This is a genomic window from Pseudoalteromonas sp. SR44-2 (assembly GCF_014163745.1).
In the GTDB taxonomy this organism is placed as follows: Bacteria; Pseudomonadota; Gammaproteobacteria; order Enterobacterales; family Alteromonadaceae; genus Pseudoalteromonas; species Pseudoalteromonas distincta.
In genome coordinates, this window is the sequence record NZ_JACJDW010000006.1 from 85622 (window position 1) to 112399 (window position 26778).

The following is a 26778-nucleotide window of genomic DNA, read 5'->3' on the forward strand; positions in this document are numbered from 1 at the left end:
CAGGTCGTTAGGCGGGGTTTTATTTCAAATTTTAGAGTTTGTTTGTACTAAAAGATATGGCTGAGAAACGTAATATATTTCTAGTTGGCCCCATGGGGGCTGGCAAAAGCACGATTGGTCGTCACATCGCTGACCAATTACACCTTGAATTTGTTGATTCTGATCAAGAAATCGAACGCCGCACAGGTGCAGATATTGCATGGGTATTCGATCTTGAAGGTGAAGAAGGCTTTAGACTTCGAGAAGAGTCTGTTATTGGCGATTTAACCGAGATGCAAGGTATTGTACTTGCTACCGGTGGTGGTTCAGTAATGAGCAAAGAAGTTCGAAACAAGCTTTCGGCTCGCGGTATCGTTGTATACCTAGAGACACCTATAGAAAAGCAAGTTGCACGCACGCAACGCGACAAGCGTCGCCCATTACTGCAAACTGAAGAAGCACCTCGTAACGTACTAGAGCGCTTAGCAGAAGAACGCGAGCCCCTATACAAAGAAGTTGCCGATTTTGTTGTACGTACCGATGAGCAAAGCGCTAAAGTTGTTGCTAACCAAATCATCGAGAAATTAGATTTTTAAAAACCAATAATAAGGAAATAACTAAGCATGCTTAAATTAACAGTTAATTTGGACGAGCGAAGTTATCCTATTTATATTGGGCAATCTGCACTTCAAGATAATGGCCGCCTGGTTCACCACATTGGTGATTGTCGGCCTATCATCATTACTAATGACACAATAGCGCCTTTATATTTACAAGCGTTACTTGACTCATTAGCAGATCAAAATCCGCTATCTTTTATTATTCCTGACGGTGAACAATATAAATCACTTGAATGGTTTGAAAAAATATCAGCATTTTTACTCCAAAATAACTGTGGCCGAGATACGTGCTTAATTGCGTTAGGTGGCGGTGTTATAGGTGATCTAACTGGTTTTGTAGCGGCGTGTTATCAGCGCGGCGTACCGTTTATTCAAATACCAACGACAGTGCTTTCACAGGTTGACTCATCGGTAGGTGGTAAAACAGCAGTAAATCATCCTTTAGGTAAAAATATGATAGGGGCATTTTATCAGCCTCAAGCGGTTTTTATTGATACACAAACATTACACACCCTACCAGCAAGAGAGTTTGCAGCAGGTATGGCTGAAGTAATTAAGTATGGTCTGATTTACGATACCGAATTATTTGCATACTTAGAGCGAAATGTAGCTAATTTGCAGCAACTAGATGAAACATGTTTACAGCATATTATTTTTAGATGTTGTGAAATAAAAGCACTTATAGTTGCGCAAGATGAAAAAGAGCATGGTTTACGTGCTTTATTAAACTTAGGTCATACATTTGCCCATGCAATTGAGGCAGAAATGGGCTACGGCGTTTGGTTACATGGCGAAGCTGTTGCAACAGGCATGGTATTAGCAGCTAAACTTGCCAAGACACGCCAAGATTTAAGCGCAAGTGAAGTTGATCGAATTATTAAGCTGCTTGAGCTATATAATTTACCAACAGAAATTCCAAAGCAAATGACTAGCGAGCAGTTCCTAACGCATATGCGTAAAGACAAAAAGAATAAAAGAGGCACTATACGCTTTATTCTACCTACCCAATTTGGCCAGTGTGCATTAGTTGATGATGTCTCTGATGACCAAGTTAGAGACTTAATCGAGCAGTAAATGCAGTCACAAATTTTACCAAGCCGTGCGGCTTTGGTGGATAGAATCGCACTGCAATTTGAGTACGGACAAAATTTAATAGTTTTACTTGGCACATCGGGGCTAGGTAAAAGTTATATGCTCGAAACCTTCATTACAGATAAATACAATGACTTTAATAAAGCGTTTGTGCAAGTAAGTGCACAAATGACTGACGCTCAGCTAATGAGCGATTTATTAGAGCAAAGCTTTAATTCCCCTTTGGTTGATCATAATTTAAGTTTACCTGAAAACTATTACCAGCTGCTTGAGCAACAGCAGTGCGGACCTTGTTTATGGGTGCTTGATGGCGGTAGGCAACTATCTGAAGAGATACTAATTGAGCTTGAGCTGCTTTCTAAAAATAGCCCTAATACGTTGTATATCATAATTGCATCACAGTCTAAACTTGCTTTAAATGACGCTGTCGAAATTTACTTGGAGCCACTAACGCTTCGAGAAAGCAAGATGTTATTGCAGTGGTACTATACTGATTTACCTTATGATGAAGACCCTGTTTTTAGTACTTTTTTAGCCGAGGCTCATGGTAACCCCAGTTTATTGCTTGCTTGGCAACCTAGTGAGCACATAGCCGATATTATCGTTAAAGATAAAGTATCTTGGCGATTGCACTTATTGATTTTGATGTTGTTAATTATGCTTTTAATTATTGGTCTGCTTTATAAGTCTGATATGACGCAGTGGTGGCAACAATATTATCAGCAGGAAGAAGCACAAGTCCTAAATACAGCAATATCTGTAGAGCAAGTAAGTGAGCCGGTTATAAAGCAAAATGACTCAGTAGTTACCTTAAATGACCCTGAAGTAGTTGAGCCAGATATTGAGCCAGAGAGCGTACACATTAATGATGTGCCTGCTATCATGCAAAGTCTTAGCGAACCTGCAAATACCGTCAAGGTATTAGACAATGTTATTGATAATAGCGTTAAAAACAAAAGCCGTGAAGCAGGTGACGTTGTATCTAAAGCTCTAGAAGTAGAGAAAGTAAATACAGCAGAGCAAACTCAGATCAGCCAAGATAATATTTGGTACATGCAGCAAGCAGATACAAATAGTGTTATTCAATTATTAGCGGTAACTCAGCAGGAAGTTCGCGATAATTTCATTGCTCAATTCAATCTACAGCAGCAAGCACATTCTTACCAAACGAAGCGAAATAATCAAATATGGTGGGTTGTTACATTTGGCAGCTTTAAGAGTATAAACGAGGCAAAATCAGCAATGGATACTTTACCCCCTGGGGTTAGAAAAAATAAACCTTTCTATAAAAAAATTAGTAAAATAAAGCAAGAAATAGCAGTCGTTGATCAGTAAAACACACTGCTTTAGTGTAAAATCGCGCAACACCAGATTGAAGTAAAGAGCCAATGCAGCAAAAAAGTAGAGCCTTCCTTAAATGGGCCGGCGGAAAATACAGCCTAGTTGAAAACATTAATGCGCGATTAAACCAAGCTAGCAAGCATGCTGATACTTTGGTTGAACCTTTTGTTGGTGCAGGCTCTGTGTTTTTAAATAGTGACTTTAAGCACTATATCCTCAACGATATCAATGCAGACTTAATTAACTTATATAAAGAGCTTAAAAGCTCTCCAGATGAGCTTATTAGTGACGCTAAAAAGCTATTTGTTGATTTGAATAATCACGCAGATGCGTATTACGAATATCGTGTGCAGTTTAATCAAAGCCGTGATGTATACGAACGTTCAATCTTGTTTTTATACATGAACCGCCATGGTTACAACGGACTGTGTAGGTATAATTTAAAAGGCATTTTTAATGTGCCTTTTGGTAAGTATAAAAAGCCTTACTTTCCTGAAAAAGAAATGTATTTTTTTGCTGAAAAAGCACAAAAAGCAACGTTCACTTGTTTAGATTACGATGACGTTTTTAAGTTAGTGCCTAACAATGCTGTTATTTATTGCGACCCACCTTATGTACCATTAAGTAAAACGGCTTCTTTTACGTCTTACGCAAAAGGGGGGTTTAATTTAGATGATCAGGCTAACTTAGCTAATTTGGCAGAACAAGCCGCATTTGAAAATAACACGCCTGTGCTTATTTCAAACCACGATACCGTTTGGACGCGTAAAATTTATAGCCAAGCATCGCTTGAACAAATTCAAGTAAAGCGCACTATTAGCCCCAAAGGTGGCTCTAGAAATAAAGTTGACGAGTTGATGGCTATGTATTTAGCACCCAAGCAACCACTGCGTAAATTGCGATAACAAAAGCAACAAATAGTACAATCGCAATTAAAATGATGGATAAAGGGGAGTGTTGTTTAAAATCGATTTGGCGTTTATTTTCAGACTGAACACCAAAAAATGCAGCTAGCACACTTTGCAACGCGCTAAAAAATTGTAGCATTATTTAAAATAAAGGTTTTAAAGAAGGAGCGTTTTTAGAATCTTCAGAACTAGTAAGTAGTTCCAGTAAATCAAGGTAATGAAACTGAGCACTACGGCTATCGCCAGTTAACCACGAAAACCATGATGACTCTTCTTCAGCTTTAATACACGCAGTTAAAGTGTTTTGAGCACTTACCACTTGTGTATTATGACAATTACTCACTGAGCTTAATTCTTGCTCAGAGCTTGAACCAAATCTAAACGCCCCGATAAGCAGTAATGCCGACGCAATTAATATCCCAATTTTAAAAGCACGCATGATGAAATCCAATAATTTGTTACTTTTTTAATCATAGCAAATACTGGTTAAATATCAAACTTAAAGTTACCTAAAATGGGGGCTATTACGCCATATTACTTGGGTAACATCTTCAATTAAGTTACATTAACGCAATACACTATTTATTGATGGAGTTAATCATGTTTAACCCAGAGCAAAAATATTTAATAGCCCCTTCTATTTTGTCTGCTGATTTTGCAAAGCTAGGCGAAGATGTTGATAAAGTTCTCGAAGCGGGTGCTGATGTGGTTCACTTTGATGTAATGGATAATCACTATGTACCTAATCTCACAATTGGTCCTATGGTGTGTAAAGCACTAAGAGATTACGGTATTACAGCACCTATCGACGTACATTTAATGGTTAAGCCTGTAGATAGCATAATACCTTTATTTGCTGAGGCTGGTGCTTCTATTATTACTTTTCATCCTGAAGCCAGCGAGCACGTCGATCGTACAATACAGTTAATTAAAGATCACGGTTGTAAAGCAGGCTTAGTGTTTAACCCAGCAACAAGCCTAAGTTATTTAGACCATGTTATTGATAAGCTAGATACTATTTTACTAATGTCGGTAAATCCTGGGTTTGGCGGGCAAAGCTTTATCCCTCATACGCTTGAAAAATTACGCCAAGCAAAACAGCGTATTATTGAATCAGGCCGAAATATTCGCTTAGAGGTTGATGGTGGTATTAAAGTCGATAATATTGCAGCAGCGGCTCGAGCGGGTGCTGATATGTTTGTTGCAGGTTCAGCTATTTTTAATCAACCTGATTACAAAGTGGTGATTGATCAAATGCGTGAGCAGCTTGGAAGTGTTAAGTAATGAAGTACGATGTCGCCTTATTTGATTTAGATGGTACTTTGGTTGATAGCGTTTACGACTTGTATATTGCAATTAACCTAACCTTGAGCGATTTTGCTTTTCCTATTGTTAGTCAACGCTTGGTTGAAAGTTGGATTGGTAATGGGGTTGAAGTCCTTGTTAAACGCGCTTTGAGTGGCGATATGCAAGTGAGTGAAAATTTAGATGAGTCACTTAGTGGCAAAGCAATATTACAGTTCTATAAGTATTATGAACAGCAAGTTGGTGAGTATAGTGTTTTGTACCAACATGTAGAAACAGGGCTTGCAGCACTTCGCGGTATGCCTAAAGCATTAATCACTAATAAGTCTCGAATTTTTACAGAGAAACTACTCGAAAAATTGGCACTAACGAGTCATTTTGATGTGGTTGTATGCGGTGACGACATGGCAAAAAAACCATCGCCAGAACCATTGCTATTTGCCTGCAAAAAACTAAATGCGGAGCCTAATAAAGCAATAATGATAGGTGATTCTAAAAGCGATATACTTGCAGCTAAAGCCGCTAATATAGACGTAATTGCACTTAGTTATGGCTATAACCAAGGTGAAAGTCTTGAGGATTATAATCCGCAGTACCTATGCGATAACTTCTTAGATATAATACCTGTTCTAACGCAGCGTTAAATATTATTCATTAAGCAAAATAAAGGAAAATCATGAGTAAACCAGTAGTTTTAAGCGGCATTCAGCCAACCGGTGGTATGACAATAGGCAACTATGTTGGCGCTATTAACCAGTGGCTAAAGTTACAGGAAGACCACGAAAGTTTCTTTATGTTAGTAGACTTACACGCTATTACGGTTCGCCAAGAGCCTGAATTACTGCGCTCTCGAGTGTTAGATGGTATTGCTCTTTACGCGGCATGTGGCATTGATCCTGAAAAATCTGCGTTATTTGTACAATCGCAAGTACCTGAACACGCACAATTAGCGTGGGTATTAAATTGTTACGCGCAAATGGGTGAGCTTAATCGAATGACTCAGTTTAAAGACAAGTCATCTAAGCACGCAAATAACGTAAACGTGGGCTTATTTTCATATCCGGTATTGCAAGCTGCAGATATTTTATTATACCAAGCTGATCTAGTACCAGTAGGGGATGATCAAAAGCAACACTTAGAGCTGACTCGCGATATAGCCACACGCTTTAATAATTTATATGGCGACGTATTTAAATTACCAGAGCCGTACATCCCTGAGTTTGGTGCACGCGTAATGAGCTTACAAGATCCACTTAAAAAAATGTCTAAGTCTGACGAAAACCCAAATGGTTACATCATGTTATTAGATGAGCCTAAGCAAATTGTGAAAAAGCTTAAAAAAGCAGTAACTGATTCAGATGAACAAGCACGTATTTATTTTGATCGCACAGAAAAGCCTGGCGTATCAAACTTGCTTACTTTATTGAGTGTTGCAACTAAGCGCTCAATTGAAGACCTAGTTCCTGAATATGAAGATAAAATGTATGGCCATTTAAAGAAAGATACAGCAGATGCAGTTGTAAATATGATTGAGCCTATTCAAGCACGCTTTAAAGAGATCAGAGAAGATCAAAACCTACTTGATGGCATAATGAAGTCAGGTGCTGAAAAAGCAAGTGTACGCGCTGAGAAAACATTGAAATCGGTATACGATGCGCTTGGTTTTATTCCTCGCGGGTAAGTTTATTAAAATAAAAAAATGCCGCTTGTTAGCGGCATTTTTTATATAGCACATATCAACATGATAGACCCAAATAGAAACAGTAGCGATATAGCTAGTTTGTCTGTTTTATCCATTATTCAGCCCCTCTTACTGTTATATCTGCCGTGCTATCAATATCAACTAGAGAAACTTTATAGCCCTTGTTTTCAAGTAAGGTAAGTAAACTATCTTGTCCTGCAAGATGGGCAACTCCAACAAGTACAAACTCATTTTTGTCGTTGTTAAACATGGCTTCTACCTTTGGTAACCAATCATTATTTCTATCTGTAATGAGTTGTTTATAACTATTCGGATCATTTTTCTGCATATCTTCAAGTGCCACTTTATTCAGTGTGTCTGTATCACCTTTGCGCCAGGCAGCTAAAAGTCCTTTAAACATATCGCCATAGTTGTGCAGCTCGGCTAAGTTATGTTTAATGAAGTCGTTTTCATTGCCTTGACCCATTTTTTTAAAAAGCTCTAACTGAAATTCGATTGTTTCTAAGTAATTTTTTGTTTTGTTATCTTCAGTCGCTTTTTTAGTAAAGTAAGCATCAACACCTTCACCCATTAAATTTTGCTTTTGAAGCTCCATCGACATTAAAACAATACCAACCATAGCAGGGCGAAAGCCATCTAACTTAGCGAGATTAGCGCCAAACTCGTTAAGCTTATTTTCAAGTGATGCCTTAATCTCGGGTTCTAGTTTTTGACTTAACGTTTCGTTATTTGTATACGATAGTGCGCCTAACATTTGCATTTGCGCATTAGTGTCGGCTGGGTCAGATAACGGTGCTTCTAAAATAATTGTATCCGCTTGTTCATAAGCATGGTTAAACTCAGCGGGTAGTGGCATTTCGGCTTTAGGTAGTATGTGAACTGTACCGCCAATAAATAGTGAGTCATTACCATTGCTTACTTGCCATACAGAGCTTTGGGCCTGTGCTGTATTTGCTAAAAGACTACAACTAAGTAATACGCTGGCAGATACTAATTTTTTTGTGAATTTTTTCATGATAATTCCTTTATGTAACTTTTAATTTTATTGTTTTTAGTTCTATAACACAGTGCTGAAATATGCAGTGATTGAGGATGTTACCTTTGAAAGGTTTTTATCAATTTGCGAGTTTATTTTGCTCATTGAAGAGTCAAGCTCAGCTGATATTTTTTCATCTATCGAAGAAAGTAACGTTTGTGTATCAACATTACTTTTTAAAGACTCAGTGGCGTCTATGTTGTTTGTTTCTTGCTGCTTTTTATTAACTGGGTTAATCGCCTTTACGCTTTCACCAATTATGCATTGATTAAAATTACTTTGAACGGTGTGTTGTTTAGCGTCAGCTGCAATAACTGAAGTTGTATTAAAAGCAGTTGCTAGTAGTAAAGCCGGTAGTACTTTTTTCATTGTGCTATTCATAATTAAACCTTTTATATTTTTAATTGCAGCCAATTTAGAATCACAAATGATTTTTTACTAAGCTGCTTGTTGATGACGGTTTAAAGAATATCGCTGAATTTATTGAGAGTCGCTTATCTAGTTATGAGCAATTAATAGATAAGGTTTTTAAATTAAATAATTGTTTTAATTTAGAGGGTTAGCCTTAAACCTTATAATGCTAATATAAGGTTTAAAATGCTTTTTCTATAAAATAAAGTGTAGATGTGATACGGTTTATAAAAATAAAAATACGTAAAGACTATGAATTATCAAATCGGACCTTGGCAATTTATTAGTAATCGCTGTGTGATTACTTCAAACCATTTAGAAAGGGAATTAGATCCACTTTTAGTAAAGCTATTACTTCACTTTATAGACAAGCCTCAACAAATTGTTTCCCGCCAAGATCTTATTGAGAGTGTGTGGCAACAGAGCTTTGTTGATGATAATGCGATTAACCGTGCAATCTCAGAGTTAAGAAAGCAGCTTGCCCACCCAATTGAAAAAGCGCCGCTTTTAAAAACGCATTACCGTAAAGGATATAGCCTAACAGTAATACCTGAGCGTTTAACGCAAGCAAACGTTTCTAATGAGCCTGCAAACATTTTGCCCGACTCACCAGGTATTTCTGCCAAAAATGAAGAGATAGCTACTGCAACTACTTCTCAACCAGTTCAAAAAAAGAATAGTAAAAATTTTTTGATTTATTCTTTACTCGTCATTATTTGCCTGTGCTCTTTAGTATGGTTTGGGTTGTTTTTTATTAATGCACCTTCTAGCGAAAAGATTAAAAAGATCACGGTTAATAAGGTAGCAAGCACGTGGAATATAGGCAGTGAGGTTCACCCTGAGATGTCCTCAGATAAACAATATTTAGCTTATACAAATGTTGAACCTGAAAATGACATAATGCATGCATTTGTAAAGCGACTATCTGATCAAAGGGAGGTTGAAATTACCTATCCTGGCTTTCAAGTATCTATTTTATCGTGGCAGTTAAATCAGCACGCAGTGCTTATACAAGCTACAAACTTAAAACAACAGCAGTGCGAAATGGTACTGGTTGATTTAAGCCAGTTTCCTATTGTTGGTGAGGCTACATTAATTAAAAAGTGTGACCTTAGATACACCGGCTACGCACAAGTAGACGAAAATAGTGAATATATTTATTACACTGAATATAAAAATGAGCAAGATGGCTCAGGTTTATATAAATTTGATTTAGAGTTACAAAAAGAGTCCATTGTTATTCCACCACCAGGTGTAATGTATGGCGTAATAATGCCGCGCTTATCTTCTTCAGGTAATAAAATAGCATATATACTTAGTCAAAAAGGTCAGCCTTTTTCGGTGTTCAGCTACGACTTTTCTACGCGTGAGACTAAGCGGTTATTTAAAGCAAACAAAAGTATAATTAGCTTCGCGTTTGACTGGCTTGCAGACGATAAAGGCGTGATTGTTTTTGAAGACTCTGACCTTTCAACCATTGTGTTTGATGAAAATAATATTATTAAACGCACACTAACGGTTACCCCAGCAATTTCACCTTATTATATTGCAGTTCAATCTGCTAATAGCCTCTTTTACTCAGCAAATAAAACACAAGCATTTTCGTTAATTAAAGCGACTAATCTTTTTAGCGATGTTCCTGAGTATGAAGCACTCTACAAAAGTGATGAAGACGACTACCACATTGTAGAAGTCATTAATGAGAAAGGGCCAGCGCATATTTTTGTATCCGAGCGCTCTGGCAGCAGTCAGTTGTGGTTATCTCAAAATGGACTTACAAAGCAACTTAGTAACTTTACTTATGAAGGGAAATCTACCTTTGCTATTGGCGGGCTAAGAGTATCGAGTAAGCAAGATCGTGTTTTATTAAGAGTTAATAGCGATATTGCATTTTTTGACGTTATGTCGAACAAACTCTATACCATAGCTGAGTTTAAAGGGCGAAAAATACTAAACTATGTATGGTCTAAAGATAATGAAAGTATAATTTATTTAGAGCGAAGTGGTTCAGAAAACCTATTTGCTCAGTTTAATTTATTAACGCGAGACACAACTATATTAGAGGATATTAAAGCCAACAAATTAATTTCAGGCGCTGACGGTACTAATTATGCAACTACTAATAATCAGTTAATTAAACTATCAAATAAACAGAGTTGGGAATTACCCAAAGACGCGCGACAAGCACAACTTTTTGCTATTAATGGTAATTACCTTTACTACTCTGATACGATTTCAAGAGTTGCTCGGCTTAATTTAGAAGATAAAACAGTAAAAGATGTGCACGTGGATTTTAAACCCATCGCATTTTTTATTAGTGATAACAATCAAATTTTCTTTACAGAATCAAAATATAAAGACATGCAAATAATACAGATAAGTTGGAATAACTAGGGTCTGTTGATCTTTCAAGGTTAAATTTGCAGCAGTGTGTTGTTTTTCTTTAATAACATTTTCGATTGTTATACCAATTCGCTTAATTAAATAAGCTATTTTGAGGCTGGAAAAACGTGTTGGTAGCTAGGCAAAAAATTCGCTATTTAGTTGTTCTCGGCAATAGCTCCTGCATTGCTCTACCTTCTGCATTCATGCAGTCGTAAATGAGAATTTTTTAACACAGGTAGCGACACGTTTAGCCCCGCAAAATGATTAAGTATTATTGCGGATTGGTATTATGTTGATAAAAGAAAAATTAGAGCCAAAAATTAGAGCCAAAAAATAGCGAGAAGTGAATCTTCTCGCCATTTTTAATTAAGTGCAATCTCTAGGGTTAAATAACTTTAGTGCCGATTAATTTGTCACAACTGAACCTCTATTTATTTAATAGAGGTTTTAAGTAATGCCCAGTATGTGAACGCTCACACTCAGCTACTTCTTCTGGCGTACCTGCAATGAGTATTTCACCACCGCCAGCTCCGCCTTCAGGTCCTAAATCGATCACCCAATCTGCTGTTTTAATTACATCGAGGTTGTGCTCAATAACCACAATGGTGTTACCGTGATCGCGCAGGCGATGTAATACAACAAGCAGTTGTTCAATATCGGCAAAATGTAGGCCGGTTGTGGGCTCATCTAATATGTAGAGTGTTTTACCTGTATCGCGTTTAGAAAGCTCACGGGCAAGTTTTACACGCTGAGCTTCACCACCTGAAAGCGTGGTAGCGGCTTGACCTAAGCGGACATACGATAAACCAACGTCCATTAGGGTTTTAAGCTTGCGGGCAATAGCCGGTATTTTGTCAAAATACTCATGCGCGTCTTCAACAGTCATCTCAAGTACTTGGTGTATGTTTTTACCTTTGTATTGGACTTCGAGCGTTTCACGGTTATAGCGTTTGCTCTTACACACATCACACGGTACATACACATCAGGTAAAAAGTGCATTTCAACTTTAATTAAGCCGTCACCTTGGCACGCTTCACAGCGTCCGCCTTTAACGTTAAAGCTAAAGCGACCTACTTTGTAGCCACGTGAGCGCGCTTCTTGTGTACCTGCAAATAATTCACGAATGCCGGTAAATATACCTGTGTAGGTTGCCGGATTTGAACGAGGAGTACGACCAATTGGGCTTTGATCAATATCGATCACTTTATCAAAATGATCTAAACCACTAATTGATTTATACGGTGCCGCTTCGGCAGTGGTTGCGCCATTTAGCTCTGTATGAGCAAGTTTAAATAAAGTATCGTTTATTAGCGTTGATTTACCTGAGCCCGATACACCTGTCACACAGGTCATTAAACCAAATGGGATTTTTAAATCCACATTTTTAAGGTTATTACCCGTTGCGCCAAATAGCTCTAGCCATTTGTCGTTCGTTGGGTGACGCTCTTTTGGTATTTCTATTTTACGTACGCCTGATAAAAATTGGCCCGTAACAGACTCTTTGCTTGCTAAAATATCGTCGCGCGTACCTTGTGCAATAATATGCCCACCATGAACACCCGCACCTGGACCAATATCAATAATATGATCAGCGGCTCGAATTGCATCTTCATCGTGCTCTACCACAATAACGGTGTTACCTAAGTCGCGTAAATGGATTAGTGTTTGTAGTAAGCGGTCGTTATCGCGTTGATGCAGCCCAATAGATGGCTCATCTAGTACGTACATTACACCTACAAGACCGGCACCAATTTGACTGGCTAAGCGGATACGTTGAGCCTCACCACCTGATAATGTATCGGCGCTGCGCTCAAGTGATAAGTAATTTAGGCCAACGTTAATTAAAAACGATAAACGGTCGCGAATTTCTTTTAATATTTTTTCAGCTATTTGGCCTTTTTGTCCGGTTAACTCTAAACCTTCAAAAAATTCCATGGCTTCACCAATACTCATGCATGTGATTGCAGGTAAGTTGGTTTGTCCAATAAATACATTTCGAGACTCTTCGCGTAAGCGCGAGCCATGACAGCTAGGACACGCTTGGCTTGTTTGGTATTTAGCAAGTTCTTCGCGTACAGAGTTTGACTCGGTCTCGCGGTAGCGGCGATTCATGTTGTTTAAAACGCCTTCAAACTCATGGTTACGCGTAATTAAATCGCCACGGTCGTTACGGTAATTAAACGCAATTTTAGTGCTACCAGAGCCATCTAAAATAATTTTTTTCGATTCGCTATCTAAATCTTGATAAGGCACGTCTAAATCAAAGTTGTAATGATCCGCAACCGCTTGCAGCATTTGATAGTAATAAAAGCTGCGTTTATCCCAGCCTTTAATTGCACCGCCAGCAAGGCTTAATTCTGCGTTATGCACTACGCGATTAGGATCAAAATATTGACGAATACCTAAGCCATCACAGGTTTGACAAGCACCAGCTGGGTTATTAAACGAAAACAAACGCGGTTCAAGTTCAGTCATTGCATAGCCACAAGTAGGGCAGGCAAAATTTGCTGAAAATAGAATCTCTTCAGCGCTGCTATCATCCATGTATGCTACATGTGCAACGCCATTAGACATTTCAAGTGCTGTTTCGAACGATTCTGCTAAGCGTTGTTGTAAGCCATCTTTTACTTTAAATCTGTCTACAACAACTTCTATTGTATGTTTTTTATGAAGCTCAAGTGTTGGAGGATCAGACAAGTCACATACTTCACCGTCTATACGGGCGCGAATATAACCTTGGCTGGATAGCTGTTCTAATAACTTAACATGCTCACCTTTACGCTCTTTTACTATTGGAGCAAGCAGCATTAATTTACTGCCCTCAGGCAGTGCCAAAACAGTATCTACCATTTGGCTAACGGTTTGCGCGGCAAGTGGTAAATCATGTGTAGGACATCGTGGTTCGCCAACGCGGGCGAACATAAGTCGTAAATAATCGTAAATTTCGGTAATAGTACCTACGGTTGAACGCGGGTTGTGAGACGTTGACTTTTGCTCAATAGAAATGGCAGGAGAGAGGCCTTCGATGTGATCTACATCAGGCTTTTCCATGAGCGATAAAAATTGTCTTGCATACGCAGAGAGTGATTCAACATACCGGCGTTGCCCTTCTGCATAAAGTGTATCAAATGCAAGTGATGACTTCCCCGAACCAGATAGACCAGTAATAACTATTAATTTATCACGTGGAATGGTTAGGCTGATGTCTTTTAAATTGTGCGTGCGGGCGCCTCGGACTTCAATGTTTTCCATGCTATCTCGTTTATTGCCAAAATTATTTACTCAGTATCGCATAATACGAAGTAATATTAATCCTTGATCAATGAAAAATCCTTACTTATAGGCGATTAATTATTGCCAAGCTTATGGTAGAATCCCAACCTCAATTTTTCATAGAGTAAGATCACGCAGATAATGACCGCATCTTCACTTAATTCACGAGAAAAACGCGCCGCAGTATCGCTGGCGAGTGTGTTTGCATTTAGAATGCTCGGCTTGTTTATGCTGATGCCTGTATTGGCTATTTATGGACAATCGCTTGAAGGTTTTTCGCCTATTTGGATTGGTTTTGCCATTGGTGCGTATGGTTTAACGCAAGCCGTACTGCAAATACCTATGGGCCGATTATCCGATAAAATTGGTCGTAAAAAAGTTATTGTGGGTGGCTTAGTTGTATTTGCTATTGGCTCTGTAGTTGCTGCATTAGCTGATTCTATTCAAATGGTTACTGTAGGGCGCGCTTTACAAGGTATGGGCGCAATCGCCAGTGCACTACTCGCGTTTGCTTCAGATTTAAGCCGCGATGAGCAACGACCAAAGGTAATGGCCGTTATTGGCATGAGTATAGGAATGAGCTTTGCCTTTGCTATGTTACTTGGGCCAATTGTTGCAGCTTCGTGGGGTATTGCTGGTGTATTTTGGTTGACTGCTATTTTAGCTGTTTTTGGTATATTTATAGTAACCATGCTAGTGCCAAAGGCGGTAAATAAAGCGCCCAAAGGCGATACATTAGCAAGCTTTAGCGACATTAAAAAATTAATTAAACACCCTCAGTTAGCACGATTAAATGCAGGTGTATTGTTATTGCATTTAACGCTAACCACAATTTTTGTGGTACTGCCGAGTCAATTAATTAAAGATGGCTTAGTTGCCGACCATCACTGGTATTTATATATTCCAGTGCTATTTTTAGCATTTTTATTAATGGTACCAATAATGATTGTGGCCATTAAAAAAGAGAAAGAAAAACAAGCGTTTATTGGCTCAGTAGCCTTGTTAACTATTAGTATGTTAGCAATGTCGGTATGGGTTAATAGTGTAGTAGGTATTGCTGTGTGTATGCTGCTTTATTTTGTGGCGTTTAACTTTTTAGAAGCCACTATGCCTGCGCTTGTATCGCGAATAGCACCAGCAAGCCAAAAAGGCTCAGCAATGGGTGGCTACTCATCTAGTCAGTTTTTAGGCGCCTTTTTAGGCGGTATGTTAGGCGGCTATGTAGCACAAACTACAACGACGCAAGCTGTGTTTGCGGCAGCAGCACTTGTTGGGTTAATATGGCTTATTATTGCGTGGAAAATGCAAGTCCCACCCAAAAGTAAAGTTATTAGTTTAATGACCAAATTAGATTCTGAAGAGCATGCTCAAGTACTTGCTTCTCAGTTAGTTGCTTTACCAGGTGTAATAGAAGCAACTGTAGTTCGCGATGAAAGTCGCAGCTATTTAAAGATTAATGATAAAGAATTTGACCTAGACCAAGCGCGTAAAGTTGCTGGTTTAATCTAACATTTATAGGAGATGGTTCCATGGCACGCGGTGTGAACAAAGTAATTTTGGTTGGTAATTTAGGGCAAGATCCTGAGGTTCGTTATATGCCTAACGGTAACGGTGTAGCAAATATTACCCTAGCAACTTCGGATAGCTATAAAGATAAGAACACTGGCCAAATGGTTGATAAAACTGAGTGGCACCGTGTTGTATTTTTTGGCAAGTTAGCTGAAATTGTTGGTGAATATTGTCGTAAAGGTTCACAAATTTATGTTGAAGGTAAACTTCAAACTCGTAAGTGGACCGATCAACAAGGCCAAGAAAAATACACTACAGAAATAGTTGTAGATGGCTTTACTGGTCAAATGCAAATGTTAGGCGCACGTGGTGGCGATCAACAAAGTGGTGGTTACCAAGGTAATCAATCACAAGGTGGGCAACAAGGTGGAGGTTACCAAGGTAATCAAGCGCAAAGTGCTCAACAAAGCGGTGGTTACGGTCAAAATAATCAAGGCCAAAATAACCAGCAACAAGGTGGTTATGCTCCACAACAGCAAGCAGCACCTGCAGCGCAGCCAAAACCGGCTCCAGCACCACAGCAGCAAAGTAATCAATACCAGCCGCAAGGCGGCTTTGCACCACAACAAAATAGTGCACCGCAGCAGCAAGGTGGTTTCGCTCCTAAACCACAAAGTGCTCCGCAAGGTGGTGCATCAAACCCAATGGAACCAACCATTGATTTTGATGACGATATCCCATTTTAAATGATATAAAGTTATTAGTGTAAATATAATTAGATTCTTTACACTTTTTACTCTAAACCCAGTATTCGTACTGGGTTTTTTATGCGTATTGCGCTGTGATGATAATCCAAAAACTATCAATATAAGACCTCATTAGGCTGTAAAGTGAAATAGTATTGTTGGTAATGTTAAATTTCAGTAAATTTTATCTTGTATTTAATTGATATATATATCGTTAATACTTACCATTAAACTACTTTCCCCTGATTACACAATGAGAAACATGAAAACTAATATCTTATTTTTATTTCTTGTTTTTCAATTCTTGAGCCCTAGTTCACACGCTCAAACTCCTTCAGACGTTACTCATATTTTATTTATAAATTCAACAAATCAAGATATGCCTTGGTATAAAAGTGTTGAGCTTGGACTGCGTACAGAGCTTAAAAAACGTTCTTTTAGTTATGAACTATTTGTCGAAAATATGGATGTAAATCGCTTTGATGAAGTTAATCAAAAGCAGTTAATGAAAGACTACCTCAAACAAAAATATAAAAATAAGCACATCGATATCATCGTTACTCAGTCGCCTTCTGCAGCGACGTTACTATCTCAATTAGACGATTTTTTTATAAATGCTTCACGAATATACTTAGAGCCAGGCGCCCAGTTTAATCTACCAAAAAAGACCAGCGGAGCTGTGATCCAAGCTAAATTAGATTATGCGCAAGCAACAGCAAATGCTGTTAATTTAATGAAACCTAAAAAATTGATCGTAATTTTAGATACAAAAAACGATATTGGTATGAGCTTTCATCGAGGACTATTTTCGGTTATTAACCGTGATTTTTCGTATTTAAATGTAGAAAAGTGGTTTGATCTTCCATTACCAGAATTACTCACCAGAGTAAGAAATGCCCCAGCGGATTCGATTATTTTATTTACCCCCATTTTTAGGCGTTACGATAATAAATCACTTAGTCCTTATCAGCTAGTAGAGCGATTAACAAAAGAAAGTCCGGCGCCAGTGTTTAGCTATTGGGAAGTACTATTAGGCTCAGGTGTTGTTGGTGGGTATGTTTTGTCGGGTGAAAAAATAGGTAAACGTATTGCTGATTCAATAGTTTTTTATAATGAAAATAAAGCTTTAAATGAAATTAGTGGTGAAGGGCTTAGTACATACTCATATGATTGGCGACAATTAAGTAAGTTTAATATTGCTCTGCAGAGCTTGCCAGAAGAGTCAATTATCTCTTATTACGAGCCAACTTACTTTGAGAAAAATAAAATATTAATTTACAGCGCTACTGCAATTATTTTTATTCTTAGCAGTTTTTTAGTTTTTGTTTTGTTTTTAAACCAACGCCGCATTCAACTTTTAAAAGAGCTTGATGAAGAAAAGCAAAGATTAGAGTCGCGCGTTGAAGAGCGCACTGAAGAGCTTTTGCACGCCAAGGAGGAAGCAGAGCATCTGACATCCGCTAAGTCTGAGTTTTTAGCAAATATGAGTCATGAGATTAGAACCCCTATGAGTGGGATTATTGGTTTGACTAATATTCTGCTTGAAAAAGGTTTACCTGGTGAGTATGGGCATTATTTAGATAAAATTAAATATTCCTCAGATCAACTCCTGGTGGTTATTAACGATATTTTAGACTTTTCAAAAATTGAGTCTGGAAACATTAACCTTGAAGAATTTCCTTTTTCTGTAAATTCGATTGTTGATTACATTAAAGCAACCTTCAATGAATTGGCCCAAAGTAAAGGGGTCACATTTGATATTGTCATTGATGAGGCAGTTAAACTGGACTTAATCGGCGATGTAGTGCGAATAAATCAGGTGCTGCTAAATTTATGCTCTAACGCAATTAAATTCACCACTCACGGCACTGTATCGGTTTTAATTGAGTCAAGAAAGTTATTAGACGCTCCGCAAAGTGTTTGCTTATATTTTACGGTTAAAGACTCAGGTATTGGCATCGCAGAGGATAATCTTAGCAATTTATTTGAATCATTTACTCAGGCTGATAGTTCTACAACTAGGAAGTTTGGTGGTACAGGGTTAGGTTTAACAATTAGTAAGCGTTTATGCCAATTGATGGGTGGTGATATAACGGTACACAGCACTCAAGGTGTGGGTAGTGAGTTTGTAGCTTCGGTGGAAGTTAAATTGAACAACCAAGCGTTGATTGATGATACGCCTAACCTAATCTTTACTGATCCGTTTGATGTATTAATTATAGATGATAATGAAGATGACCTTAAAGTAATTGAAAATCAGCTTACAGCTATGGGTTTAGCATGTACGGCGTGCTCGTCTGCTAAGCAAGCTATTGATATTATTGGACAGAATAAAGAACAATTTAAAGTCATTATTGTAGATTGGATAATGCCAGCAATGAGTAGTGAAACATTTTTAACGCGTATTTATAATATTAATCCCCAGCTTTGCAATAATATAATTGTACTTACAAGGGATCATGAGGTTTTACTTAATGATGTGGCTAACAAAATAAATATAAACACAATTTTGCAAAAACCTGTTTATTCGAGTGTCTTGTATGAGGAGGTGAAAAGTAGAGTATTAGGTTTTTTTAATGAAGTGCCTAAAGTAAATGCTGTGAGTGAACAGTCGCTGGCGGGTATTAAAGTATTAGTTGTGGAAGATAATTCAATCAATCGACTCATAGTTACCAACATACTAGAAAATAGCGGCGCTCAGGTTTACTTAGTTGATAATGGATTAGAGTGCATCCAAACAGTAAAATTAGAGCCGTTTGATATAATTTTAATGGATATTCATATGCCTATCATGGACGGTGTTGAGGCGACTCAAATTATTCGTAATGATAGTGATGAAACTATCGCAAATATTCCAATAATTGCCTTAACAGCTAATGTTATGAAAGATGATATTACACGATACTTATCTATTGGCATGAATGCTCATGTTGCAAAACCCATTAAAACACAAAAACTACGTGAAACTATAATTCGCTGTTTAAATAAATAGTTGCGCTATACATATAATTTAATATTTTTATCAAATACCTACCGCAATCTCTTCCATTGGCTTGAGCCGATTTTTTAATAACTTAAAAAAATTTATAAAATAGAATTTGACTAACGTCTTTGTATGTGAAATTTCATATATTCGATTTTTCGTATATTCACTTGGCAAAGATTGAGTTATAAATGTTAGAAGTTAATGGGTTACCAAATACAAATAAAACACACAGTGTTGTTCCATACACTAAAAATTTTAATGTTAGTTTTTCTGAGCACAAACCTAAAATTTTATTGTTATATGGATCATTAAGAGCGCGTTCTTATAGCAAGTTGGTAATAGAGGAGAGTGCACGTTTATTAACGTATTTTGGTGCTGAGGTTAAAATTTTTAATCCTGAAGGTTTACCTCAAACTGATAGTGAAGATGAATCACACCCTAAAGTACAAGAGTTACGAGATTTAATGCTTTGTCGATGGCTTTCATCTATTTACAGAATAAAGGGCATAGCTGTTTATTTTTGTAAGCTCTCGTTTATTTGAGTGTTTTTTGTTTAGTGCTATTAATAAAAGTTTAAACTTTGTTTGCAACCTTGTGCTTCTATAGATATTGAACAACACTTTAGTTATTAATATAACGAGTGGCAGGCTATGCAAAAGAGTAAACTCTGGCTTTTAAAGTACTTCAAAGGTATCTCTTTTGTTCTGTTTCTGGTGATACTTATTAGTTTTAATTTCATTTTAAATGATGCATTACATCAAAAAGCACATGTTTCTGGGCAGCAGTTTGTTAAGCGTGTTTACGAATTAAATTTATCCCCCTCTATAAATAATGAAGTGTTGGTCGCATTAGCTAAAAATGAAGGCTTTAAGTTAGAGGTGCAAAATTCTTCAGATCACTTTAGGAACTTAGTCAATTTAGAACGCGAAGTTTTTACTTTTAAAACGTTAAGTTTGAGCCTTTATCACTATCCAGTGTGGGTAACACAAAGCTACTTATTTATATTTTTAAATTTGATTATATTAGGCGCTGCTAATTGGTCTTATCGCTGGTGGAGCCTGTTAAAAGTAAACCGTAAAGTAATGCTTAAAAATACAGTTATACAGCCGACTAAAATTATTCAACAAAGGCATAAAAATACTCAACTAATCGCACAGACAAAAAAATGTGATTTAAGTTCTTTGTATGGAGTTAATACTGCATCACATAACTTATTTTTACTTATTAAGTGTGATTGTAGCTTTAATAAAAAAACGGATATAGAAGCCAATTTTAAAGTCTTAATTACTAAAAAATTAGCCGAACTTAAAGGTGTGTCGGTAAAAATACTAAACTCTAATTACTTAGCGGTTACCTTACCAAACATTTCTATTAGCGAGTTGAATAGCTACGTTGAAAAGCTTCATAAAAATGTGTTTTTTATATGTCAAAATCATCAACAAAATATTACTCATAAAAATATTAAAATAGGTGCGTGTGATTATCAATTAGGCGCTGATCAAGTGGCGGTTTATAAGTTAGCAAAATCAGCACTCGCGCTATCACAAAGCAGCCTATTGCAGCATTGCCACCGTTTAACGTTAAATAACTGCCAAGAAAAACACCTCTCTAGCAAACAGGTTATAGAAAACATTAAAAAGAATAAATTTATATTATTCTTTCAGCCTGTATTTGAACTCTCTAGTGGAGATATCCTGCAGCATGAAGCTCTTATTCGGGTTAGGCATAGCCAACTTGGTTTACTGGCCGCTCGTTATTTTATTAAACAGGTTTATAGTGATCAAGACGCTTTAATATTAGATAAAACTGTAATAACACAAGTCAAAAAGCTAATGCACAGTGAGTCTTCGGCTTTAACCGTTAGTGTAAATCTACACCCTAAAAATTGGTTTAATACTGTATTTTGGGAGTGGTTAGCCAATCAAATGGCAGAGCTTAAGTTAAATACTAAATTACAATTTGAAATAAGTGAGGCAGAATTTTTTACTTATAGGGAGTCGATAACTAATGCGCTTAATGTTATTAAAAAAGGGCATTCACATATTGTGATTGATAATGTAAAAAGCAGTGAGAAAGTAGCCATGCTAGTTGATTATAACCAAGTATGTGGGCTTAAGTTATCATACGAACTGGTTCATTTATTAAATGAAAAAACTCAAAATCAAAAGAAAATAAAAAAGATAGTCGAAGCCGCTAGTCTTTTAAATCTACCCGTATACGCGGTGGGCGTAGAGACTCAAAAAGAGCTACTTACGCTTACCAAATTGGGAGTGGTAGGGGCTCAAGGTTTTTACTTTTCAGAGCCGCTTCAAGAGTTTACGCAAGCGGTATTTAATTAAGGTCTAAATTAACCCTCTATATTTAAGCCCATTTAAGCCTTGAAGCCCGCCGGTATGAACAGCAATAATTTTACTCCCAGATGGGAAATAATCTTGCTCAATAAGCTGCCACAATGCATACATCATTTTTCCGCTATAAATAGGCTCAAGTGGCAGATTATAAGTGTGACTCATATCTTGGCAAAACTGCCATAACTCAGATGAAAACTTACCATAACCCCCATCATGAAACTCTGTGAGTAACTGCCAGTTAGTTTGGCTATTAGCTTTAGCGCTCAGCTTTTTTATTTCTTCATTTAAGTATTCAGCTTGTTTTAATACCGCTATACCGATAACTTGTGTTGTTGAAGCACTGCCTTCTATTAGTCCAGCAAGCGTGCCACCACTACCTGTAGGACAAACTAAGTAGCTATGTTCGGGTAAGCTTTGTACTAACTCTTGACACCCCAATAAAGCATGTTCATTTGTACCACCTTCAGGGATGATATAAGCGTTTGGAAAACGCTCTTGCAGAGCATTAAGGTATTCGGTGTCGTGACGTTTTCGATATTCTATACGATTAACAACATGTAGGTTCATACCACAATGTTTTGCAAACTGAATTGTTGGATTGTTGTTATCAAGTTCTGGTCCGCGGATAATCGCGTGAGTTTTTATATTAAATTCTTTTCCCGCAGCTGCGCAGGCGTGAATATGGTTTGAAAATGCACCACCAAAAGTCAGAAGTTCTGTCTTATTTATCTTTTGCATGTACGCTAAATTATATTTTAATTTACGCCATTTATTGCCACTTATTAACGGATGAAGCAAATCATCACGTTTTATACCTAAATAAATATTTCTCTTTTTTAGAAACGAGCTATCTATTTGTTGTATTTGGTTATTTTCATCTATTTTGAATGTTTCATGCATTTTTTTTGGTTTTCAATTTGGCAAAGTAGTTAAAATGTACGACACTTATTTCATACATAATTAACATTAGTAGCTATATGAAAGAAAAGCTGTTTTCGTGGTTAAATCGTAGTTTAGATCCAAATACAGCTATTGGTGTTGCAACTTACGCAGATACTGTTAACGCAGTATGTTTAAAAAAACGAAGCGACCAATGGATGGTTCACAGTTCTCACAGTGTTAATGTGTCTGAGCAAACTGATTATACCGCTGCAATTGTTGCTTGTACAAATGAGGTTTCTACTGATATTTGTGCAGTTAATTTAGTTATACCGCACTATTTTTATCAAATAGTGCAAATGGATAAACCAAATCTCAGCGATGAGGAAATAATTCAGTCACTCCCTTGGACTACAAAAGATTTAGTTGATATAGCCCCTGAAAATATTGTGGCTGATTTTATTGATTACCCAATAACACTCACAATGCAAAGCAGCAAAATGAATGTATTTATTACTAATAAGCTGCAGCTGCTTCCGTTTATAGACAGCTTTGAACAAACCAAGCCCGTTTTACGTGCAATGACCTCTGAGGAGATGGTGTTAGTCACCTTGTTTGGTACGCATAAAGAGGCACACATGCTGATTGTGCAGCATGCTAGTCATGAGCCTCGTATCTTAATTATTCGTGATGGGCAATTAGTATTAGCTAGGCGATTAAATGGTTTTTTAGGCATTGCTGATAAAGATCAAAATCAAGAATTGGTAGAAGCGTTAGGATTAGAAATTCAGCGTTCTATGGACTTTTTTGAAAGCCAGCTCAAGCAACCACCAATTCGCAGCATTCAGTTACAGTGCGATGATTTATCTTCATTAACTCTTAGAGCAGGGCTTGCAGAGTTTTTACAAGTAAAAGTTGTAGATTTTGAGCCTAACTTAGAATTAGCGCAGCAATTAGAGCCAAATTTTTATTATGCGCTTGGGGCAGCCTATCAATTAACAGATCCTGAGTCTGTGCTATGAAAACCCGGATTAACTTTTATCAAAAAACCTTACGCGTACGGCGAGACCCAGTCCCTTTGTCTGGAATGATCACGTTGTGGTTAGGTGCGCTATTAATTATTGCAATCACGTGGGCTTTTTACAGTTATAAAACATATTCTAGTGAGCTTGATTTAGAGCAAAATAAGGAATACCTCAAGCAAGGAAAAGCTCAGTTAGAAGTTGTAAAACAGCAGTTAGCAGAGAAGCAAAATAAAGCACTATTTATTAATGAGCTAAAAACACTTCAGCAAGAGGTTTTGCATAAGCAGCAAATATTCAGCTATTTAGAACTAAGCACAGATCAATCTGCAACCGATTATTCTCAGGTAATGCAAGATTTAGCAAAGTATCACGAACCTAACATTTGGCTGACCCACATTAAGTTTTCAGGGAAAAGTGTGACGCTTCAAGGGCAAGTATCGCAGTCAAAGTTTTTACCTATTTGGTTTAGTAATTTAAAACAATCGTCATTTTTTATTGATAAAGAGTTTTCAGTTTTAGAGCTTTCGACGCAAGACGGTGTGAGTAAATTTAATGTAGCGACAGACCTTAGTGATGAGGGCGATAGACCATGAGCCAAACAACAAGTAGCCAGAATAATAAAAATAAAGGTTGGCCATTATGGGTCAAATATAAAACACAGTTTGCATCGCTACAAAAACGTGAGAAGTATTCCACCTTATTTGTTGGTTTGTTTATAGTGATTTACCTCGGTCTCTGGTTTGTTATTTTTCCACAACAAGATGAAGTTGCCAATATACGTTCAAAGCACAATATAATGCTGCAAGAGTTGCAGCAGATTAATACGCAGCTTTCTATGTTAAATCAAGCACTAAACTACGACTACACTAAGGTTTTACGCGGGCAAATTGCACAAACTAGAGACGAATTAGCCGAAATAAATAATCAACTTAATAGTTTTAGCCAAGGCTTTGTTGCTGCTAAAAATGTACCTGCCGTTTTAAAAGATTTGCTCGTAGATAGTAGCGATGTGAAAGTAAGTAGCTTTAATGTCAAACCAGCACGAGCTATCGATGTAGAAAAGCTCGGTGAGCATGATACGCAAACATTATTTTTTGAGCATCAAATGGTGGTTACTTTACAAGGCAGTTATTTCAACTTACAAAAATATTTAGCTGCATTAAAAAACAATCAAAATAAGTTATTAATACAAGAGTTTAGTTATCAGGTACTAGAGTACCCTCAAGCTGAACTCGTCCTACATATAGCTACAGTGAGCGCTAATGAAAAATTTATCGCGTTATAGTATTTGTACTTTGGCTCTTTACATTATTGCGCCGAGTGCGCTTGCGCAACTTCGCGATCCGACTCAGCCAAATATGTTCGTGAGTAACAATAGTCCCACTAAGCAAAGTACAGAACTTAAATTGCAATCTATTATTAAAAACAGTACAGCATTTAAGGCTATTATTTCTGGCCATATTTATCGAGTGGGTGATGTTGTAGACGATTTTCGGGTGCTAAGCATTAACTCAAAACACGTTGTGCTAGCAAATGATGATAAACAAATAAAATTAGAATTATATGACTATGAAATTAAAAAATAATTTATCTCACCCGTGGCTTGTTCTCTTTTTGTTGCCTACGTTTTTAACGGCTTGCCATAGCTTTAAACCAGGTAAAGAGATTAAAACGCATATAGAGCAAGAGTTAGCAGAAAAACCAACAAAGCCTAAAGTCATTGCGCCTCTACAAATGCCAAGCGAACTTACACAAAGCTTATTGTCATCTATAAATAATGAGCAAACGATAAGTGATGATTTATCTATCAAGCGTTTTGATGTTGCTGCAAATGATGTTGAAATAGGCGCTTTTTTTGCAGGCTTAACAGACGGTACTCCTTTTAGTGTTGCTGTACACCCAGAAGTAAATGGCACAATTAGTTTAAACCTAAAAAGCGTTACGTTTAACGAAGTCATTGCTGTTATTAAGCGTATGTACCCTTTAGATATTGTAAATGAAGGGCGAATTGTACAAGTATTACCAGCCAAAATGCGCACAGAAACGATACCTGTAAATTATTTGATGATGCAACGTCATGGTCAATCTACAGTGAGTGTTGTTGCTGGTGGGGTTAGTCAGTTTGCACAAAGTGGCAATGGATCGAGTGGTTCAAATTCAGGCAGTGGTAACCAACAAAATAGTAGCTCTGGTGGTGACAACCAAAGCTTAGATTTAAATGGCTCTCGAATCCAAACAATTAATAAAAATGATTTTTGGCAAGAATTAGAAGTTGCTCTTAAGTCCTTAATTGGCGCAAGCGATGGGCGCTATGTTGTTGCAAGCCCACAAGCTAGTTTGGTTACAGTAAATGCATTGCCCAGTGAAATTAGTCAGCTCAAAGAATTTTTACGTCAAAGCCAAGAAAACCTGCAACGCCAAGTTATTCTAGAAGCAAAAATAATAGAAGTAACTTTAAAAGATGAGTATCAACAAGGAGTTAACTGGGAGCGTATAGCCAGTGGTTTAGAAGGTGGGATTTCGTTTGCTACAACAGCGGGTTCTACAATTAGTAACAGTATTTCTGCTGCAATTGGCGGAGCATCATCGCTAACCATTCAAAAAGGTGACTTTAACGGGGTTATTAATTTGCTAGAAACTCAAGGCGATGTGCAAATGTTATCTAACCCTCGGGTTACGGCTACAAACAATCAAAAAGCAGTTATAAAAGTAGGGCAGGACGAATATTTTGTTACTAACGTATCAAGTACGACGGTAACAGGTACTGCTACAACTACCTCGCCTGAGATAGATTTAACGCCGTTCTTTTCTGGTATTGCCCTTGATGTAACGCCGCAGATTGATAAGTATGGCTCAGTCATTTTGCATGTTCACCCTTCAGTAACTGAGACAGAGGAGCAACTAAAGGTAATTACTTTAGACGATCAACGTTTTGAGTTACCTCTAGCGCAAAGCAACATTCGAGAGTCAGATACCGTTATTCGCGCTCAAAGTGGCGAAATAGTGGTTATTGGTGGCTTGATGCAAACGTCAACTCAGGATGAAGAATCTAAAACACCGGTGCTGGGTGATATCCCGCTATTTGGCAATTTATTCAAAAGTATTCGTAAACGCCAAGAGAAAAAAGAACTGATTATCTTAATCAAACCAACCGTTGTTATGCCCGACACTTGGAAAAAACAACAAGGTGAAAGCCGTCAGCTTTTAAAAACATGGTATGAAAACTAAC

23 protein-coding genes and 1 pseudogene are annotated in these 26778 nt (G+C 37.4%); 18 read left to right on the forward strand and 6 right to left on the reverse strand.

Features of this window, described 5'->3' with window-relative positions:
* The first annotated feature begins 56 nt into the window (after positions 1 to 56).
* Genes aroK through H5115_RS05430 form a run of 4 tightly spaced genes read left to right on the forward strand, consistent with a single transcriptional unit; the run spans position 57 to position 3937 of the window.
* Complete coding sequence (gene aroK, locus H5115_RS05415; protein ID WP_004589350.1) at positions 57 to 575, forward strand: shikimate kinase AroK; 519 nt, start codon at positions 57 to 59, stop codon at positions 573 to 575.
* A 27-nt stretch (positions 576 to 602) separates the two neighbouring features.
* Positions 603 to 1673 (forward strand): 3-dehydroquinate synthase, encoded by a 1071-nt coding sequence (gene aroB, locus H5115_RS05420; RefSeq protein WP_024596026.1) that lies wholly within the window; start codon positions 603 to 605, stop codon positions 1671 to 1673.
* Positions 1674 to 3026 (forward strand): SPOR domain-containing protein, encoded by a 1353-nt coding sequence (locus H5115_RS05425; RefSeq protein ID WP_182754047.1) that lies wholly within the window; start codon positions 1674 to 1676, stop codon positions 3024 to 3026.
* 53 nt (positions 3027 to 3079) lie between these two features.
* Positions 3080 to 3937: a Dam family site-specific DNA-(adenine-N6)-methyltransferase gene (locus H5115_RS05430; RefSeq protein ID WP_002958383.1), complete on the forward strand. Its 858-nt coding sequence runs from the start codon at positions 3080 to 3082 to the stop codon at positions 3935 to 3937.
* Here H5115_RS05430 and H5115_RS05435 read toward each other — a convergent pair.
* Together H5115_RS05435 and H5115_RS05440 are read right to left on the reverse strand one after the other, a co-directional pair.
* Complete coding sequence (locus tag H5115_RS05435; protein ID WP_182754049.1) at positions 3894 to 4079, reverse strand: DUF2970 domain-containing protein; 186 nt, start codon at positions 4077 to 4079, stop codon at positions 3894 to 3896. The two genes, H5115_RS05430 and H5115_RS05435, sit on opposite strands and share 44 nt — an antisense overlap.
* A gap of 3 nt (positions 4080 to 4082) precedes the next feature.
* Entirely contained in the window at positions 4083 to 4379 is a 297-nt protein-coding gene (locus H5115_RS05440) for a hypothetical protein (protein ID WP_182754051.1), read from the reverse strand.
* Positions 4380 to 4540: 161 nt separating this feature from the next.
* Between H5115_RS05440 and rpe the strand changes: the two genes are divergently transcribed.
* The 3 genes from rpe to trpS are packed head-to-tail and all read left to right on the forward strand — an operon-like array spanning position 4541 to position 6926.
* Positions 4541 to 5224: a ribulose-phosphate 3-epimerase gene (gene rpe / locus H5115_RS05445; RefSeq protein WP_182674135.1), complete on the forward strand. Its 684-nt coding sequence runs from the start codon at positions 4541 to 4543 to the stop codon at positions 5222 to 5224.
* Entirely contained in the window at positions 5224 to 5889 is a 666-nt protein-coding gene (locus H5115_RS05450; RefSeq protein WP_024606487.1) for a phosphoglycolate phosphatase, read from the forward strand. Before rpe ends, H5115_RS05450 begins: the two co-directional genes overlap by 1 nt.
* A gap of 32 nt (positions 5890 to 5921) precedes the next feature.
* Positions 5922 to 6926: a tryptophan--tRNA ligase gene (trpS, locus tag H5115_RS05455; protein ID WP_182754053.1), complete on the forward strand. Its 1005-nt coding sequence runs from the start codon at positions 5922 to 5924 to the stop codon at positions 6924 to 6926.
* Between the two features lie 115 nt (positions 6927 to 7041).
* On the opposite strand, the gene H5115_RS05460 is transcribed toward trpS, so the two are convergent.
* Both H5115_RS05460 and H5115_RS05465 read right to left on the reverse strand, forming a co-directional pair.
* Positions 7042 to 7962, reverse strand: coding sequence for a TraB/GumN family protein (locus H5115_RS05460; protein ID WP_182754055.1), 921 nt, complete (start codon positions 7960 to 7962; stop codon positions 7042 to 7044).
* 42 nt (positions 7963 to 8004) lie between these two features.
* Positions 8005 to 8364 carry a hypothetical protein gene (locus tag H5115_RS05465; RefSeq protein WP_182754057.1) on the reverse strand — a complete coding sequence of 120 codons (360 nt, stop codon included), beginning with the start codon at positions 8362 to 8364 and terminating at the stop codon, positions 8005 to 8007.
* A 282-nt stretch (positions 8365 to 8646) separates the two neighbouring features.
* Between H5115_RS05465 and H5115_RS05470 the strand changes: the two genes are divergently transcribed.
* The gene (locus H5115_RS05470) at positions 8647 to 10788 is read left to right on the forward strand and encodes a transcriptional regulator (RefSeq protein WP_182754059.1); all 2142 of its coding nucleotides are present in this window, start codon (positions 8647 to 8649) and stop codon (positions 10786 to 10788) included.
* Positions 10789 to 11206: 418 nt separating this feature from the next.
* Here H5115_RS05470 and uvrA read toward each other — a convergent pair whose 3' ends face one another.
* Positions 11207 to 14032, reverse strand: a complete 2826-nt coding sequence (uvrA, locus tag H5115_RS05475; protein ID WP_182754061.1) for an excinuclease ABC subunit UvrA — start codon at positions 14030 to 14032, stop codon at positions 11207 to 11209.
* A gap of 162 nt (positions 14033 to 14194) precedes the next feature.
* Between uvrA and H5115_RS05480 the strand changes: the two genes are divergently transcribed.
* From H5115_RS05480 to H5115_RS05500, 5 genes and pseudogenes are all read left to right on the forward strand, one after another.
* The gene (locus H5115_RS05480; RefSeq protein ID WP_149602041.1) at positions 14195 to 15562 is read left to right on the forward strand and encodes an MFS transporter; all 1368 of its coding nucleotides are present in this window, start codon (positions 14195 to 14197) and stop codon (positions 15560 to 15562) included.
* Positions 15563 to 15582: 20 nt separating this feature from the next.
* A complete protein-coding gene (gene ssb, locus H5115_RS05485) occupies positions 15583 to 16308 on the forward strand; it encodes a single-stranded DNA-binding protein (protein ID WP_182674130.1) in 726 nt (241 codons plus the stop codon).
* A 262-nt stretch (positions 16309 to 16570) separates the two neighbouring features.
* Complete coding sequence (locus H5115_RS05490) at positions 16571 to 19300, forward strand: response regulator (RefSeq protein ID WP_182754069.1); 2730 nt, start codon at positions 16571 to 16573, stop codon at positions 19298 to 19300.
* Between the two features lie 182 nt (positions 19301 to 19482).
* Positions 19483 to 19764 (forward strand): annotated as a pseudogene (locus H5115_RS05495) (NADPH-dependent FMN reductase); the annotation flags it as partial.
* Between the two features lie 180 nt (positions 19765 to 19944).
* Positions 19945 to 21633, forward strand: a complete 1689-nt coding sequence (locus H5115_RS05500) for an EAL domain-containing protein (RefSeq protein WP_182754070.1) — start codon at positions 19945 to 19947, stop codon at positions 21631 to 21633.
* A gap of 3 nt (positions 21634 to 21636) precedes the next feature.
* Here the strand turns inward: H5115_RS05500 and H5115_RS05505 are convergent, their stop codons facing one another.
* The gene (locus H5115_RS05505; protein WP_182754071.1) at positions 21637 to 22545 is read right to left on the reverse strand and encodes a 1-aminocyclopropane-1-carboxylate deaminase/D-cysteine desulfhydrase; all 909 of its coding nucleotides are present in this window, start codon (positions 22543 to 22545) and stop codon (positions 21637 to 21639) included.
* A 77-nt stretch (positions 22546 to 22622) separates the two neighbouring features.
* Here H5115_RS05505 and H5115_RS05510 point away from each other — a divergent pair, with 77 nt between their 5' ends.
* Genes H5115_RS05510 through mshL form a run of 5 tightly spaced genes read left to right on the forward strand, consistent with a single transcriptional unit; the run spans position 22623 to position 26777 of the window.
* Positions 22623 to 23546, forward strand: a complete 924-nt coding sequence (locus H5115_RS05510; protein ID WP_182754073.1) for an MSHA biogenesis protein MshI — start codon at positions 22623 to 22625, stop codon at positions 23544 to 23546.
* The gene (locus H5115_RS05515) at positions 23543 to 24142 is read left to right on the forward strand and encodes a PilN domain-containing protein (protein ID WP_259396331.1); all 600 of its coding nucleotides are present in this window, start codon (positions 23543 to 23545) and stop codon (positions 24140 to 24142) included. The genes H5115_RS05510 and H5115_RS05515 overlap by 4 nt, the downstream gene beginning before the upstream one ends.
* Positions 24139 to 24834 carry an agglutinin biogenesis protein MshJ gene (locus H5115_RS05520; protein ID WP_182754075.1) on the forward strand — a complete coding sequence of 232 codons (696 nt, stop codon included), beginning with the start codon at positions 24139 to 24141 and terminating at the stop codon, positions 24832 to 24834. The genes H5115_RS05515 and H5115_RS05520 overlap by 4 nt, the downstream gene beginning before the upstream one ends.
* The gene (locus tag H5115_RS05525) at positions 24812 to 25135 is read left to right on the forward strand and encodes an agglutinin biogenesis protein MshK (protein WP_039485790.1); all 324 of its coding nucleotides are present in this window, start codon (positions 24812 to 24814) and stop codon (positions 25133 to 25135) included. The genes H5115_RS05520 and H5115_RS05525 overlap by 23 nt, the downstream gene beginning before the upstream one ends.
* Positions 25119 to 26777 carry a pilus (MSHA type) biogenesis protein MshL gene (mshL, locus tag H5115_RS05530; RefSeq protein ID WP_182754174.1) on the forward strand — a complete coding sequence of 553 codons (1659 nt, stop codon included), beginning with the start codon at positions 25119 to 25121 and terminating at the stop codon, positions 26775 to 26777. Before H5115_RS05525 ends, mshL begins: the two co-directional genes overlap by 17 nt.
* Position 26778 lies beyond the last annotated feature (1 nt).

Excerpts from the sequence above, each read along its gene's own strand:
- mshL (WP_182754174.1), top strand. The coding sequence starts at position 25,119 with ATGAAATTAAAAAATAATTTATCTCACCCGTGGCTTGTTCTCTTTTTG.
- H5115_RS05480 (WP_149602041.1), top strand. The coding sequence starts at position 14,195 with ATGACCGCATCTTCACTTAATTCACGAGAAAAACGCGCCGCAGTATCG.
- trpS (WP_182754053.1), top strand. The coding sequence starts at position 5,922 with ATGAGTAAACCAGTAGTTTTAAGCGGCATTCAGCCAACCGGTGGTATG.
- H5115_RS05520 (WP_182754075.1), top strand. The coding sequence starts at position 24,139 with ATGAGCCAAACAACAAGTAGCCAGAATAATAAAAATAAAGGTTGGCCA.
- H5115_RS05435 (WP_182754049.1), bottom strand. The coding sequence starts at position 4,079 with ATGCTACAATTTTTTAGCGCGTTGCAAAGTGTGCTAGCTGCATTTTTT.
- H5115_RS05450 (WP_024606487.1), top strand. The coding sequence starts at position 5,224 with ATGAAGTACGATGTCGCCTTATTTGATTTAGATGGTACTTTGGTTGAT.
- H5115_RS05500 (WP_182754070.1), top strand. The coding sequence starts at position 19,945 with ATGCAAAAGAGTAAACTCTGGCTTTTAAAGTACTTCAAAGGTATCTCT.
- H5115_RS05465 (WP_182754057.1), bottom strand. The coding sequence starts at position 8,364 with ATGAATAGCACAATGAAAAAAGTACTACCGGCTTTACTACTAGCAACT.
- H5115_RS05460 (WP_182754055.1), bottom strand. The coding sequence starts at position 7,962 with ATGAAAAAATTCACAAAAAAATTAGTATCTGCCAGCGTATTACTTAGT.
- H5115_RS05515 (WP_259396331.1), top strand. The coding sequence starts at position 23,543 with ATGAAAACCCGGATTAACTTTTATCAAAAAACCTTACGCGTACGGCGA.
- ssb (WP_182674130.1), top strand. The coding sequence starts at position 15,583 with ATGGCACGCGGTGTGAACAAAGTAATTTTGGTTGGTAATTTAGGGCAA.
- H5115_RS05525 (WP_039485790.1), top strand. The coding sequence starts at position 24,812 with ATGAAAAATTTATCGCGTTATAGTATTTGTACTTTGGCTCTTTACATT.
- H5115_RS05470 (WP_182754059.1), top strand. The coding sequence starts at position 8,647 with ATGAATTATCAAATCGGACCTTGGCAATTTATTAGTAATCGCTGTGTG.
- H5115_RS05490 (WP_182754069.1), top strand. The coding sequence starts at position 16,571 with ATGAAAACTAATATCTTATTTTTATTTCTTGTTTTTCAATTCTTGAGC.
- H5115_RS05425 (WP_182754047.1), top strand. The coding sequence starts at position 1,674 with ATGCAGTCACAAATTTTACCAAGCCGTGCGGCTTTGGTGGATAGAATC.
- H5115_RS05510 (WP_182754073.1), top strand. The coding sequence starts at position 22,623 with ATGAAAGAAAAGCTGTTTTCGTGGTTAAATCGTAGTTTAGATCCAAAT.
- aroK (WP_004589350.1), top strand. The coding sequence starts at position 57 with ATGGCTGAGAAACGTAATATATTTCTAGTTGGCCCCATGGGGGCTGGC.
- uvrA (WP_182754061.1), bottom strand. The coding sequence starts at position 14,032 with ATGGAAAACATTGAAGTCCGAGGCGCCCGCACGCACAATTTAAAAGAC.
- H5115_RS05440 (WP_182754051.1), bottom strand. The coding sequence starts at position 4,379 with ATGCGTGCTTTTAAAATTGGGATATTAATTGCGTCGGCATTACTGCTT.
- H5115_RS05505 (WP_182754071.1), bottom strand. The coding sequence starts at position 22,545 with ATGCATGAAACATTCAAAATAGATGAAAATAACCAAATACAACAAATA.
- rpe (WP_182674135.1), top strand. The coding sequence starts at position 4,541 with ATGTTTAACCCAGAGCAAAAATATTTAATAGCCCCTTCTATTTTGTCT.
- aroB (WP_024596026.1), top strand. The coding sequence starts at position 603 with ATGCTTAAATTAACAGTTAATTTGGACGAGCGAAGTTATCCTATTTAT.
- H5115_RS05430 (WP_002958383.1), top strand. The coding sequence starts at position 3,080 with ATGCAGCAAAAAAGTAGAGCCTTCCTTAAATGGGCCGGCGGAAAATAC.